Origin of the sequence: Rhodoplanes sp. Z2-YC6860, assembly GCF_001579845.1 — a bacterium.
GTDB lineage: Bacteria > Pseudomonadota > Alphaproteobacteria > Rhizobiales > Xanthobacteraceae > Z2-YC6860.
The window spans coordinates 6869587-6882604 of record NZ_CP007440.1 but is presented as its reverse complement, the minus strand read 5'-3'; the positions used below and the strand labels follow the sequence as shown (position 1 = coordinate 6882604).

At 65.1% G+C, this 13018-nt stretch carries 12 protein-coding genes; 10 read left to right on the top strand and 2 right to left on the bottom strand.

Annotated features, from left to right (window positions below; genetic code table 11):
• Positions 1-68: 68 nt before the first annotated feature.
• The 9 genes from RHPLAN_RS32115 to RHPLAN_RS32075 all read left to right on the top strand — a co-directional run bounded on the left by RHPLAN_RS32115 (position 69) and on the right by RHPLAN_RS32075 (position 9900).
• Positions 69-1220, top strand: coding sequence for a mandelate racemase/muconate lactonizing enzyme family protein (locus RHPLAN_RS32115; protein ID WP_084246022.1), 1152 nt, complete (start codon positions 69-71; stop codon positions 1218-1220).
• 44 nt (positions 1221-1264) lie between these two features.
• Positions 1265-2215, top strand: a complete 951-nt coding sequence (locus RHPLAN_RS32110) for a Bug family tripartite tricarboxylate transporter substrate binding protein (protein ID WP_068027258.1) — start codon at positions 1265-1267, stop codon at positions 2213-2215.
• A 24-nt stretch (positions 2216-2239) separates the two neighbouring features.
• Positions 2240-3250 carry a Bug family tripartite tricarboxylate transporter substrate binding protein gene (locus tag RHPLAN_RS32105; protein WP_198164596.1) on the top strand — a complete coding sequence of 337 codons (1011 nt, stop codon included), beginning with the start codon at positions 2240-2242 and terminating at the stop codon, positions 3248-3250.
• Between the two features lie 21 nt (positions 3251-3271).
• Positions 3272-4702: an MmgE/PrpD family protein gene (locus RHPLAN_RS32100; protein ID WP_068027253.1), complete on the top strand. Its 1431-nt coding sequence runs from the start codon at positions 3272-3274 to the stop codon at positions 4700-4702.
• Positions 4703-4850: 148 nt separating this feature from the next.
• Positions 4851-6446: a sensor histidine kinase gene (locus tag RHPLAN_RS32095; protein WP_157100631.1), complete on the top strand. Its 1596-nt coding sequence runs from the start codon at positions 4851-4853 to the stop codon at positions 6444-6446.
• Entirely contained in the window at positions 6443-7036 is a 594-nt protein-coding gene (locus RHPLAN_RS32090) for a response regulator transcription factor (RefSeq protein WP_068027247.1), read from the top strand. The genes RHPLAN_RS32095 and RHPLAN_RS32090 overlap by 4 nt, the downstream gene beginning before the upstream one ends.
• 120 nt (positions 7037-7156) lie before the next feature.
• A complete protein-coding gene (locus tag RHPLAN_RS32085; RefSeq protein WP_068032165.1) occupies positions 7157-7645 on the top strand; it encodes a GlcG/HbpS family heme-binding protein in 489 nt (162 codons plus the stop codon).
• Positions 7646-7857: 212 nt separating this feature from the next.
• On the top strand, positions 7858-8364 hold the full coding sequence (locus RHPLAN_RS32080) for a RidA family protein (RefSeq protein ID WP_068027245.1): 507 nt from the start codon (positions 7858-7860) through the stop codon (positions 8362-8364).
• Between the two features lie 78 nt (positions 8365-8442).
• Positions 8443-9900, top strand: a complete 1458-nt coding sequence (locus RHPLAN_RS32075) for an amidohydrolase family protein (protein WP_068027241.1) — start codon at positions 8443-8445, stop codon at positions 9898-9900.
• A gap of 26 nt (positions 9901-9926) precedes the next feature.
• Here the strand turns inward: RHPLAN_RS32075 and RHPLAN_RS32070 are convergent, their stop codons facing one another.
• Entirely contained in the window at positions 9927-10898 is a 972-nt protein-coding gene (locus tag RHPLAN_RS32070) for a PhnD/SsuA/transferrin family substrate-binding protein (protein WP_068027238.1), read from the bottom strand.
• A gap of 4 nt (positions 10899-10902) precedes the next feature.
• Positions 10903-11880, bottom strand: coding sequence for a Bug family tripartite tricarboxylate transporter substrate binding protein (locus RHPLAN_RS32065; RefSeq protein ID WP_084246018.1), 978 nt, complete (start codon positions 11878-11880; stop codon positions 10903-10905).
• Between the two features lie 132 nt (positions 11881-12012).
• On the opposite strand from RHPLAN_RS32065, the gene RHPLAN_RS32060 reads away from it, so the two are divergent.
• Complete coding sequence (locus RHPLAN_RS32060; protein ID WP_068027232.1) at positions 12013-13014, top strand: LysR family transcriptional regulator; 1002 nt, start codon at positions 12013-12015, stop codon at positions 13012-13014.
• Positions 13015-13018 lie beyond the last annotated feature (4 nt).

Below are 13018 nucleotides of genomic sequence, written 5' to 3'. Positions count from 1 at the left end.
ATGCGAGACCGAGCGAAGGCTCCAGCGCCGTCGGCATCCGCCAAACGCCAGTCCTCACAGGAGACGTCATGAAAATCACCAGCGTCGAGTGCCTTCCGGTCTTTGCGGGCTGGCGCAAGAACTTCGTGTTCGTCCGCATCGAGACCGACGCCGGCATCGTCGGCTGGGGCGAAGCCTATAGCCAGTACGACCGCGACCGCGCGGTCGGCGCACAGGTGGAGGAGCTCGGCCGCTACCTGATCGGCCGCGACCCGTTCCAGATCCGGCACATCCTGCAGATCGCCTTCGACGACTACGCGCAGCGCCGCGGTTCGCTCGAGCTCTATTGCGCGACGTCGGGCATCGAGCAGGCGCTGTGGGACATTCTCGGCAAGGCGACGAAGCAGCCGGTGTACAACCTCCTCGGCGGCCCGGTGCGATCGAAGATCCGCGTTTATGCCAACGGCTGGAGCTACAAGGTCCAGCAGCCGGACGAGTTTGCGCGCAAGGCCGAGGCGGTGATCAAGACCGGCTTCTCCGCCATCAAGTTCGACCCGGTGCCCGGCCCGTGGCGCACCTATATCCCCAAGGAGCACGTCCGGCACGCCGTGAAGGTGGTGCGGGCGATCCGCGATGCGGTCGGGCCGGACGTCGACCTGCTGCTGGAAATCCACCGGCGGCTTGCGCCGATGCATGCGATCGACCTCGCCAACGCGCTCGCGGAGTTCGAGCCCTACTGGTTCGAAGAGCCGTGTCACGCCTCCAACGTGGAGGCGATCGGCGACGTTCGCCGCATCGGCAAGATTCCCGTGGTGACCGGCGAAGCGCTCTACACGCGCGCGGACTTCCGGCCGTTCTTCCGCGCCCGCGCCGTCGACATCATCAATCCGGACGTGTCCAACTGCGGCGGCATCCTCGAACTGATGAACATCGCGGCCGCGGCGGAATCGGAGGCGATCGCGGTCTCCCCGCACAACTACAACTCGACCTCGCTGTCGCTGTCGGCCACGGTGCATGCGGCGGCCTGCATGCAGAACTTCATCATCACCGAATATTTCCTGCCGTTCGAGGAGATCAGCAGCAAGCTTTGTCCGAACGCGCTGAAGCCGGTCAACGGCTACTTGCCGCTGCCGGAGGGGCCGGGCCTTGGCCTCGATGTCGACGAGAAGGCGGTGCGCGAGGCGAAGGGCAAGCAATTCCCGGCGCGCACATTCCGGCAGCCGGCCGACGAAGGGCCCTGACGCCGTTCTGTTGCCGCAAAGCGTGATCGCCGGAGGATCGTCGCATGAAGCGCATCATCATCGCACTGGCCGCCATGTGGCTTGCTGGCGGCATGGCCGCGGCCCAAGACTCCTATCCGTCGCGCACGGTCAGGCTGCTGTGCTGGAGCAGCGCCGGCTCGCCGCTCGATGTGATGATGCGCCAGCTCGGCCGGCAGCTTGCTGACCTGCTGGGCCAGCCGTTCGTGGTCGAGAACCGTCCGGGCGGCGAGGGCGGCATCGCCATGGCGGCGCTGCTCAACAGCCCGGCCGACGGCTACACGATCCTGTCGACGACATCGAGCATGTCGTTTGCGATGGCGACCCGGGGCGGCCGGCATACGCCGCATGAATTCACCGTGCTGCCGGCGCTGCAAAGCGAGCCGTCGGCCGTCGCGGTCCGTGCCGACAGCCCCTTCAAGACAGTTCAGGACTTCATTGCCGCGGTCCGCGCACAGCCGGAACGCATCTCGGTCGGTGGATTTTCCTCGGCCGGCTTCCATCAGTATGTGTACTACCGGATGCAGCAGATGGCGGGCTTCAAGTCCATCTGGGTTCCGTTCAAGGGTGGCGGAGATGCCGCCACGGCGTTGCTCGGCGGGCACATCCAGGCCTCGGTGATGACGCCGAGCTCGGCGCTGTCGCAGATCCAGAACGGTGACATCCGGCTCATCGCCGTGAGTTCAGCGAAGCGCGATGAATATCTGCCCGAGGTTCCGACTTTCAAGGAGCAGGGGCTCGATATTGTCGAGGCGCTGTGGCGCGGCGTGATGGTGAGGGCCGACACGCCGCGACCCATCGTAGACAAGCTGATCGAAGCGATGGAGACCATCAAGCGATCCAAGGAATGGCAGGAGTTCTCCAGGCAAAACATGCAGTCGTCGGTGACGGTTTCGCTCGATGGCATGCAGCGGCAGGTGCGCGAAGAGGTCGCCGCCTATCGCGCGTTCCTGGAGACGGTCGGCGCCGCGAAGTAGCGGCCTAGCATGAGGGCGCGGCCCATGACGAAACCCTCTCGCAGAGCCACGATGATGTCGGCTCTCAGGCCCATGCTGGTCGTTGCGGCCGGCTGCGCCCTGACGCCCGGCGCCGGTGTCGCACAAACCGAGTGGACACCGCAGAAGAGCATCGAATTCGTCGTTCCGACCGCGGCCGGGAGTACGATGGACCTGCTCGCCCGGACTGTTCAGAACATCTGGCAGAAGTACCAACTGGTGACCAAACCCGTCATCGTGCAGGTTAAATCCGGTGCGGGCGGCGCATTGGCCTGGTCGTATGTCAGCCGCAAGACGGGCGACGGGCACACGCTCGCGATCAGCGGGCCCACGCTCTTGAGCCAAGACCTCCTGCATATCGGCGATCTGAGCTACAAGGATGTGACGCCGATCGCGCAGCTGTTCACCGAGTACACCGGGTTCGCGGTCGCCGCCGACGGTCCGATCAAATCCGGCGCAGATCTCGTCAAGGCGCTGGCGTCGCCGACGCCGCCCTCGGTCGGCGTGGCGCCGGGATTCGGCGGCTCCAATCATGTTGCGCTTCTCAAGCTCGCGCGCGCCGCCGGCATCGATCCGGGTCGGCTGGTGATCGTGCCGTTCAAGGGAGCCAATGAATCCGTGACGGCGCTCCTTGGCGGCCACATCGATGTCTCGGTCGGGACGATGGCGGTGCTGGCGCCGTCGCTGAAAACCGGGAAGATGCGCATCGTCGCGGTCGCAGCGCCAGCTCGTCTTGCCGGCGAAATGTCGTCGATCCCGACCTGGAGGGAGCTCAACCTGGACGTGGTCGAGGGCAACTGGCGGGGAATCGTCGGGCCCAGGGAGCTTGGTCCGAGCGAGGTGGCGTTCTGGAGCAGCCGGCTCGCGGACGTGGTGCGGAGCCCCGAATGGGCGGAGAGCCTGAGCCGCAACTACTGGGATGCCGATTTTCGCACCGGCGACGATGCGCGCCGTTTCCTCGACGCGCAGTACGAGGACTTGCGGACCGTGCTGCCGAACCTCACCCAAGCGAAATGACGAAGCCGTTGCGGGGATCCGATGAGCAGCACAGAACGCATTTCTGACAAAGGGGCTTCCGCAACCGGGTCGACCGCGCTGCTGGCAGAGTTCTGCGCGTCGCTGCGTTTCGACCAGTTGCCGACGGAGGTTGTCGCCAAAGCCAAGGCCTCGATCGTCGATACGCTCGGCTGCTGCGTGTTCGGCGCTTCGCTCGCGTCGGTCGGCAAGGTCGCCGCAATGGCCGCCGCCGAGAACGCAGCACCGGTCGCGACAGTGTTCAGCCTGCCGCTTCGAACCAGTGCCGCGCTGGCCGCGCTTGTGAACGGCACCAGCGCTCATGCGTTCCAGTTCGACGAGATCCATATCGAATCAACGCTGCATCCGGGTTCGCTGGCGTTGCCGGCCGCTTTCGCGCTGGCGGAGGCCGGCCACGCGGTCAGCGGCCGCGATCTGATTGTCGCGATGGCGGCAGCGAGCGAGATCGGCATCCGGATCGGCTTGGCCGCCAGGGGCGGCATGTTCAAAAGCGGCTTTCACAACCAGGGCACCACCGGCGTGTTCGTGGCGGCTGCGGCCGCAGCGCGCATCCTGCGCCTCGATGCCGGGCAGACGACACATGCGTTCGGAATCGCGGGCTCGCAGGCTGCCGGCCTGATGGCGGTGCAAAACGGCGCAATGACCAAGTCGTTTCATTGCGGCCGCGCCGCGCAGGGCGGCGTCTATGCGGCACAGCTCGCGCAGCTCGGCTACACCGGGATCGCCGACGTGCTGGACGGCTCCTATGGGACGTTCTTCAGCGCGTTTCTGGACGACTGGTCGGCGCCGGCGATGTGTGAAGGCTTGTCGTCGCACTGGCACATGCTCCGGACCGGCTTCAAGCCGGCACCGGCCGCCAACGGCAGCATCACCGGCATGACGGCGATCGACACGATCATGCGCGAGCAGGGCCTGTCGGCCGCCGACATCGAACGGATCACGGCCTATGTCAGCGACAACACGCTGCATCACTGCGGTTGGCCTTACGAGCCGGACCGGGTGCAAAGCGTGCTGACGGCGCAGATGAGCCTGCGCTACGGCCTTGCCGTGATGGCGCTCGACCGGACCGCCGGCCCCGCCCAGTTCAACGAGGCGCGATTGCGCGACCCGAACATCATGGCGATCATCGACCGGATCGCAATTGAGCATGAGCCACGCTTCGAAGGCGAGAACGGGCGCTACCGGGTTGCCTGCCGGCTGGTCGTGGAGTGCAAAGGCGGAGCCCGGCATGAGACCAGCGTGCTCTACCGGAAAGGCAGCCCGGAAGATCCGATGAGCACGGATGAGCTGTCGCAAAAATACGAGAGGCTGATGGCGCGATCGGGCCGCGGCCGTTCAAGGCAGATCGCTCAATATATCTCTCAGCTCGATCACGTCGGCGATCTCGGCGAATTGTGGCGGCTGTTGAAATTCGACGACGGCGCCAGCGCCTGATCGACTTGGCGCGATCGCGCGCGCCATCACATCGGCGCCTGCGTCAACTGGCAGGAAATTCAATCCTTGTGGCTGCCCGAGTCACCGGTGAAAAACAGACGTTGAAACTGGTATATTGAGATTGAATCTGCTCGTCACCGAGTTTCACGTGAGCCGTACTCTCTCAAAATCCTGGTTGCTCGGCCTTGCGCTTTGGCTCGCTGCGCTTGGCGCCTTTGCGCTTGTCACGATTGTGACGTCCCGGCAGCGGCTGGCCGACGAGCTCGATGTGACGGGGCAGACACTGCACCGGCTGATCTCGCAGCGCGTGGCGCAGCACGATGCGCACCTGACCAGCCTGATCGCGCTCTCGAGCGGAAACGAGCCGGTGCCGGCGGGCACCGCGCGGCAGGTGATGGAGAGCATCTCGCGCTTCTATCCGCGCATCGTCTGGATCGCGTTGATAGCGCTCGAAAGCGATGCGAATGCGCCAAAGCCCGCCGGTCGCGCCACCACGGCTCGCACGATCGTGGCCGTGCCGGACGCCGGTGGGATCGATCTTGCGCCGCTCGCGGCAGACATCGCCGGCCAGCAGCGGGGCCGGCCGAGCATCTATTCGATCGGCGGCGCGCGTTACCTGCTCGCCAAGCGCGCGCCGGGCGCTTCAAACGTGGCGGTCGTGCTGCTGATCGATGCAGCTCAGCTCGTGGAGCCCGAGGAGCGGCCGGCGTTCGCCGATCTCAAACTCAGCCTCGGCGGCCGCCCCCTGGTCGAGCAACCGGCGGATACGGCTCTCGTTTCCGGCGCATCCTGGCTGTCGCCGCTGCACTTTGAAAAGGTCATCGACGGCGACGGGCAGCGGCTTCTGCTCGAACTCGACCGGGCGCTGCCGCTGGGCACGCTGATCCCCGTGAAACAGTTCCTCGGTTTTGCCGTGGCGGCGGCGTTGCTGTGTCTTGCGCTGGTCTTCGGGCTTCGTCAGCGCGCTGCAATCGCCCGTTCTCAGGAAGCGGCGCGCGAGGCGAAGGAGCGGTTGATCATCCAGGAGCGTGAAACACGGCTCGCGCATGCATCGCGCGTCAACAGCATGGGTGAACTGGCCTCGGGCATCGCTCATGAGCTGACGCAGCCGCTGACGGCGCTTCTTAGCCGCAGCGAGGCGGCGTCGAGATTGGCGCAGGTCGACAAGCCCAACCTGCCGCTCATCTCGGAGACGCTTGCTCTGAATGTGCGAGAGGCCAAACGGGCCGGCGAAATTCTGAAGCGGATGCGGGACTACGCGTCCAACAAGACGCCGCAGCGGACGCCGCAGGATCTCAACATGATCGTGACCGAGACCGTGGCGCTGGTGCGCGCCGATCTCGAGCAGCGAGGCATCAAGCTTTCGTTGAAACTGGCCGAGCCCGCTCCCCATGCCATGGTCGATGCGATCGAAACCCAGCAGGTGCTGCACAACCTGATCCGCAACGCGGCCGAGGCGGCGGGAAACGGCGGGCTCATCACGATCGAGACGCAGGCGGTTGGCGGCGAAGCAAGGTTCGTCGTCAGCGACAACGGACCGGGGCTTTCCGCGGCGTTGCTGCCCAAGCTGTTCACGCCGTTCGTCACCACCAAAGCGGACGGCATGGGGCTGGGACTTTCGCTGTGCGCCACGCTCGTGGAGCGGGTCGATGGACGCATCGAGGCGGACAACCTGCCGGCTGGTGGCGCACGGTTTACCGTTTCGCTGCCGCTCTTGGAAAACCAGAGTCAGGCGGCGCAATGACTCACAAGGTCTATCTGATCGACGACGATGAAGCGGTGCGCGACGCGTTGGCCCTGCTCCTGGGCACCTACGGCATCGAGGTTGAGACCTTCGGCGATCCCGCGGTGTTCCTGGCCCATGTGGATGAGAACAAGCCGGGCTGCCTGTTGGTGGACTTGCGCATGCCGCTGATATCGGGATTGCAGCTCCACCAGAAGCTTGCCGCGCGCGGCATCGACTGGCCGACGATCATGATCACGGGCCACGGTGACGTGGCGGCCTGCCGGCGCGCGTTCAAGGCCGGCATTCAGGACTTTCTGACCAAACCGGTTGACGGGGAGAGCCTTGTCAATGCGCTGCACCAGGCGTTCGCCAGCCTGGATGTGTGGCTCGAAAGGCGAGACGCGCAGGTGCTCCTGGACCGGCTCACGGAACGCGAGCGCGAGGTGCTGGACATGGTGGCGCGTGGCTGGGCCAGCAAGGAGATCGCGGCGGCTCTCGACCTGTCGGCGCGGACCATCGACGCGCATCGGGCGAGGATTGCCGAGAAGCTCGGCACGAGTTCGGTGGCCGAACAGGTCCGGCTCGCCCTGATGCGGCCCGGAGCATAGGTAGCGCTACCTACGGGCAGCAGTGGCATCGCGGATTCTCCGCGAGCCGGCCGGCGGATAGTTCTGATGGCGGATGAGCAAAAACGCTTTCTCCGCAAACGTCAGGACAGGAAACCAGTCATGATCAAGAGCTTTTTCATCGCCGCCGCCGCTTCTGTTGCCCTCTGCGGCGCGGCTTCCGCCCAGGTGCTGACCGAGAAGAACATTTCGTCGAGCCTCGCCGTTGAGATCGCCCAGGGTGCGGTCGCGGCCTGCGCTGCCGACAAGTACAACGTGACCGCCGCGGTGGTGGACCGCGCGGGCGTGCTGCGTGCGCTCGTGCGGGCCGACAACGCCGGCCCGCACACGGTGTCGGCGGCGCGCGACAAGGCCTTCACCTCGGCTTCGGCTCGCATCCCGACCTCCACGATCGCAGACAACGTCCAGAAGAATCCCGGCGCGGCCGGCCTGGTCCACATCGAGGGCTTCCTGGTGCTGGGCGGCGGCGTTCCGATCAAGGCAGGCGATGCTGTGATCGGCGCGGTCGGCGTCGGTGGCGCGCCCGGCGGACACCTCGACGAGGCTTGCGCCGCCAAGGCCCTCGAGAAGGTCGCGGGCCAGCTCAAGTAAAATACCGAATCCAATCGTTTCACTTTGATTGAAGTGCTGATGCCGGGCGGACAACACCGCCCGGCATTTTTCCTGTTGTCGCACCACGGCTGACCGGAATTCGTTGTCGCAAACCTGATGTATTCAATATCAACATATTGCATACACATCCAAAACCGACTAGAAACGACGGGCATTCTTGGCGTTGTCGCGGGCAGACCGGAGGTCGTGGAATGGTACGGAAAATCGCTCTGGCCGTGACGGTTGCAGCCGCACTTGCATCGCCACTGGCTCTGCTGGCGCTGGGCCATGCGCAGGCGCAATCCGGTCAATCGGGCTTCGATGTCCGCTATCTCAACTGGGGCAACTGGCAGTCGCGTGTGGGGTTCTCCCAAGCCGCCCGCGTGACGAAGCCAGGCCGGATGCTGTTCTTGTCCGGCGTGGGCTCCGAAGAAGAGATGGAAGGCACCGTTCAGCACGTGGGCGACTTTGCCGCGCAGTGCAACGCCGCCTGGGCCAGCATCAAGAAGATCCTGGAGCGCGAAGGCGGCTCGGTGAAGAACATCGTCCGGATCGTCACCTATGTTACGGATCCGCGAACTCTCGGCGCCAACAACGCCTGCAAGAAAGCAGCGCTTGGCGATGCTCCCTATCCCCCGCACACCTTCCTCAACGTGAGCCAGCTCGCGCTTCCCGGCATGCTTGTCGAGGTCGAAGTCACGGCCGCGCTGCCGGACTAGCGATCTGTCGCCGGTCGTGCGTGGCGCAGCGCAGAGACGCTGCGAAAAACTTAAAGAATGCATCGGGAGCCAACGTCCATGAAAAAGATCAACCGGAGATTCCTGTTCAGCGCGACGGCCGCGATCGGCTCAACCGTGATGTTGAGCGCTGCCCTGCGCGCGCAAGAGCGCAGCCCCTTTCAAAGCTCCGCGTCCCCGCGAGGAGCGCTTCCGGAACGCACCGAGTTCGTGATCCGCAACGGCCATGTTCTGTCCATGGATCCGGCGGTGGGCGAACTGCCGAACGGCGACGTCCATGTCCGCAACGGCCGGATCATGGCCGTCGGGACCAATCTCGCGGCGCCAGGCGCCCGGGTGATCGACGGGCGCGGCATGATCGTGATGCCGGGCTTCATCGACACCCATTGGCATCTGTGGAATTGCAACTGCCGGGCTTGGCTCCGGACCAACGATCCCCGCTATTGGTATTTCCCGCTGACGTCGCGCATCGGAATCAACACGTTGCCGGAGGATGCCTATCGCGCCGTCAGCTTCGGACTCACGGAAGCGCTGACGTGCGGCATCACCACGGTGCACAACTGGTGTCACAACACGCGCGGCCCGGCCTGGGCCGACGCCGAGCTTTCGGCCATGCGCGACATGGGCATTCGCGGCCGATACTCCTATGGCGGGCCGCAGCGTGGACCGACCGATCAGCCGATGGACCTCGCCGATCTGGCGCGGGTTAAAAAGGAATGGTTCGGCGATCCCGCGACGACGGATGGCCGCCTGTCGCTTGGCATTTGTTCGCGCAATCTCGTTCCCGGGCAGAGCATCCGCGGCGCGATCACCTTCGCGATGGCGCATCGGGATTGGGGCGGCGCCCGCGAGCTCAACCTGCCGATCACGCTGCACGCCTCGCCAAAGGATCTGGTTTTCGAGCTCGAAAAGGAGAAGCTGCTCGGTCCCGACGTCCAGCTGGTCCATCCGATGTTCACCGTGGCGGAGGAGCGCGCGATCCTGCGCAGCCGCGGCACGAGCTTCGCCACGTCTCCCATCGGTGAAGTGATGCGTCCGCCCGAGGGCGGCGTGGTGCAACTCGGCGAGCTCATTCAGGACAAGGTCCTCACCAGCCTGTCGCTCGACGAAACCGTGGAAGGCACCGCGGACTATTTCAACGTGATGCGGACGCTTTACAAATACCACAAGCATCGGATGGGAGAGACCGTACCGGCGATTTCCACCAAACGGATGGTCGAGCTCGCCACCATCGAAGGCGCCAAGGCCTTGGGCCTCGCGGCCGAGACTGGATCGCTTTCGGTCGGCAAGCGCGCGGACCTCATCACGGTGCGCACCACCGACCCCAACATCTTCCCGATGAGCAATCCCTGGGATGCGATCGTCGTGGGCGGCACGCCGCAGAACGTCGATCTCGTGGTCGCGGACGGCCGCATCATGCGCGCCGGCGGCAAGTTCACTTCGATCGACCAGGATCGCATCATGGCCGAGCTGCAGGTCTCCAACAAACGACTTGCGGCGTTCGCCGATCCGACCTGATCGCGGCTCGCGACGACGGCCAGGCTTCACACGTCGATGAACAGCTCCTCCGGCGTGACGATCCGGGGCGCGATCTGCTGCTCGTAGAGATACCGGCCGATGGCTTCCAGGGCGCGGCGGTTCGCATCGATGCCGTACGAGAAGTAATCGTGACCCAGCGTTCGGCGTGCCTCTTCGACGTGGTCGATGAGCCACGGCAGCGTCACGCGGAGCGCATCGGTGTCGTACAGGTCGCCGATGGCCAGATCCTTGGCCTCGCAGAACGCGCGATACAGGCTTGCCGCGACGAACGGGTGCCGCTGGTGCAGCTCTTCGCGCATGACGATCGTGTGCATCACCGGAAAAATCCCGGTCCGCTTGTAATAGTCCTGTTCGAGCATCCGGTAATCCGGGAACAGCCGCCGGATGCCGGGCCAGCCTTCGAGCCACAGCGAAGGGAAATGGTTCGAGAACAGGACGTCCAGTTCGCCGGCCTTGAGCATCCGTTCAAGTGTTTGTCCGGCGCCGAGATAGTGGATTGATACGCCCTCCGGTGCGTTCGGGAGCGTTTGCGGAGACGGCACAGGCTTGTGCAGGCCGCCGATCCACCAGCTCATATCGCGCTGGGAAATGCCGTACTCGTGTTCGAGCACTCCTTTGACGAAGACGACGCCTGTCGAGGTGAACTGCGCGGTGCCGGCGCGCTTGCCTTTCAGGTCGGACGGCGAGCGAATTCCGGCATCCGCGTGCACGTAGATGCACGAATGCCGGAACATCTTGGACAGCATGACCGGAATGGCGACGAACGGACAATCTCCCCGCGCCTTGAGGGACGTGTAGTTGGCGAGCGACATTTCGGCGATGTCGAACTCGCGCCCATGGAGCATCGCCTGAAAGGCCTGCTGCGGGCGCATCAGCGTGATGTCGAGCTCGAGGTCCTGCGGGCGCACGCGCCCGTCGAGCAGGGGGCGGGTCCGGTCGTATTCCCAGCAGGCCAGCTTCAATGTGATATTTTCCATCGTCCTACTTCTGCTCGCCGATCTTGGCCGCCACGACGATATCGCGCCACTTCTGTATGTCGGCTTTGATCGCCGCAGTCACGGCCTCCGGCGGGCCCGGCAGCGGCTCCACACCCTGAATTCGGAGCGTGTCCTGAACGGCGGTGCTGCGAACGGCGGCGTTCAAGGCCTGGTTCAGCCGGCCGACCACCGCGCTCGGCACGCCGGCCGGCACCACGAGGGCGGTCCATAATTCCGCCTCGCAACCCGCCACGCCCGCCTCTGCCACCGTCGGAACATCCGGCATCATCTCGTTGCGATGCACGTCCATCACGGCGAGGGCCTTGATCTTGCCGCCGCGGATCTGCTGGAGGGTCGGCGCGATCGTGCTGACGGACAGGTCGATGCGGCCCTGCATCAGATCGAGCGTGGATTGCTCGGTCCCCCGATACGACACGTGGACCACATCGATGCCGGCCTTGTGCTTGAAAAGCTCGCCGGCCAGATGGGCGAGGGTGCCGGTCCCGGCGGACGCATAGCTCAGCGATCCGGGCTTGGCCTTGGCGAGCCCCACGAACTCGGCCAGCGTCGCGGCCGGCAGGTTCGGCGAGCCCACCAGAACGAACGGCGACTGACCGATCATGCCGACCGGAACGAAATCTTTCAGGACGTCGAACGGCAGCTTCGGCGTGAGCGCCACGCTTGCCGCGTGCGAGGTCGTGTTCGCCAGCCCCAACGTGTAGCCATCGGGTGCGGATTTGGCGACCGCGTCGGTGCCGATGATCGCGCTGCCTCCGACCCGATTTTCCACGATCACCGCCTGGCCCAGCGAGTCGGCCATCTTGGCGGCCACGATGCGTGCGATCGTATCGGAGCTGCTGCCGGCGCTGAACGGCACGATGAGCCGCAAAGGCCGGTCCGGCCATTCCGCTGCGCATGCAAGACGAGAGCTGGTCACAGCGGCGATCAAGATCGCCAGGAAAGCAAGTCGAGGACGTGCCATTCAAGTTCTCCGTCTGCTGCCGAAGCAGCCTGTTTCCGTGTTTCGACGGATCGCAGTACGATCCGCAATCGAACGCAATGCGCTGTCGTGACGCGGCGGTGTTTCGGCATTGAAAGAATGATTGGGCATCGGATGGTGCGCGAGCACGCCAAGATCGATCTGCTGCGGGCGCTGGAGGTTTTCCTTGCGGCTGCAGATTCCGGCAGCATGACCACCGCCGCCCGGCAGCTGAAGATCACGCAATCGGCGATCTCGCAGCAGCTGAAGCTCCTGGAAACGGAGATGCGCGTCACGTTGATGGACCGGAGACTGCGGCCACTCCGCTTGACGCCGGCGGGACAGGCTTTGCGGCAGCGCGCCGCCGACGTGCTTCTGCATGCCGATCAGGTCCGGGCGGAGGTGCGCCAGATCGCGTCGGGCCCGCTGCCCCACCTGCGGATCGCGATGTTCGGGACGCTGGCGCGAACGCTGTCGCCGGCATTGGTCAGGGCGGTGGTGCGGGGGAAACTGCCGATCAAGACCGTTTCCATCCTGCGTGGGATGGCCGTGCAGCATGCGCGGGACCTACCTCGCCGCGATGTCGATGTGATCATCACGTCCAACCCGCTCAGCGACGTGGACGGCATGGAGCGGCACGAAATCATTCACGAGCGCTTCATGCTGATCCTGCCCAAAGGAATAGTCCCGCGGCAGGCCAGCCTCCGCGACATGGCAGAGCACCTGCCGATGATCCGATATTCGGCGCGGACCGAGGCGGGCCGCCTGATCGAGCAGCACCTGCGCCGCCTGCGGCTCGACATCCCGCACGGGCACACCTTCGACGCGCCGGAAGATCTGTATGCGATGATCGGGATGGGACAAGGCTGGGCGATCACTCCGGCCACGCACGTGGTCCATGCGGCGCCGGCTGGAGCGAACGTCGAATTGCGTGCGTTGCCGAAGCCGGGTCTGGCGCGCAACATCCTTCTCGTGGCCCGCAAGAACGAGCTCGGCGACCTGCCGCGTCAGATCGGCGCGCTCTGCCGGCAGGTTCTGCGGACGAAGTATCTGCCGCTTTTGCAGCAGCGGATACCTGCTCTCGCGGATCACATGGCCATCGTCGGGGAACCCGACGAACGGGACGATGTCGAGTAGCCCG

What these genes read in the sequence shown, in the direction of transcription:
- RHPLAN_RS32115 (WP_084246022.1), top strand. Translation starts at nt 69, where the DNA reads ATGAAAATCACCAGCGTCGAGTGCCTTCCGGTCTTTGCGGGCTGGCGC.
- RHPLAN_RS32110 (WP_068027258.1), top strand. Translation starts at nt 1,265, where the DNA reads ATGAAGCGCATCATCATCGCACTGGCCGCCATGTGGCTTGCTGGCGGC.
- RHPLAN_RS32105 (WP_198164596.1), top strand. Translation starts at nt 2,240, where the DNA reads ATGACGAAACCCTCTCGCAGAGCCACGATGATGTCGGCTCTCAGGCCC.
- RHPLAN_RS32100 (WP_068027253.1), top strand. Translation starts at nt 3,272, where the DNA reads ATGAGCAGCACAGAACGCATTTCTGACAAAGGGGCTTCCGCAACCGGG.
- RHPLAN_RS32090 (WP_068027247.1), top strand. Translation starts at nt 6,443, where the DNA reads ATGACTCACAAGGTCTATCTGATCGACGACGATGAAGCGGTGCGCGAC.
- RHPLAN_RS32085 (WP_068032165.1), top strand. Translation starts at nt 7,157, where the DNA reads ATGATCAAGAGCTTTTTCATCGCCGCCGCCGCTTCTGTTGCCCTCTGC.
- RHPLAN_RS32080 (WP_068027245.1), top strand. Translation starts at nt 7,858, where the DNA reads ATGGTACGGAAAATCGCTCTGGCCGTGACGGTTGCAGCCGCACTTGCA.
- RHPLAN_RS32075 (WP_068027241.1), top strand. Translation starts at nt 8,443, where the DNA reads ATGAAAAAGATCAACCGGAGATTCCTGTTCAGCGCGACGGCCGCGATC.
- RHPLAN_RS32070 (WP_068027238.1), bottom strand. Translation starts at nt 10,898, where the DNA reads ATGGAAAATATCACATTGAAGCTGGCCTGCTGGGAATACGACCGGACC.
- RHPLAN_RS32065 (WP_084246018.1), bottom strand. Translation starts at nt 11,880, where the DNA reads ATGGCACGTCCTCGACTTGCTTTCCTGGCGATCTTGATCGCCGCTGTG.
- RHPLAN_RS32060 (WP_068027232.1), top strand. Translation starts at nt 12,013, where the DNA reads ATGGTGCGCGAGCACGCCAAGATCGATCTGCTGCGGGCGCTGGAGGTT.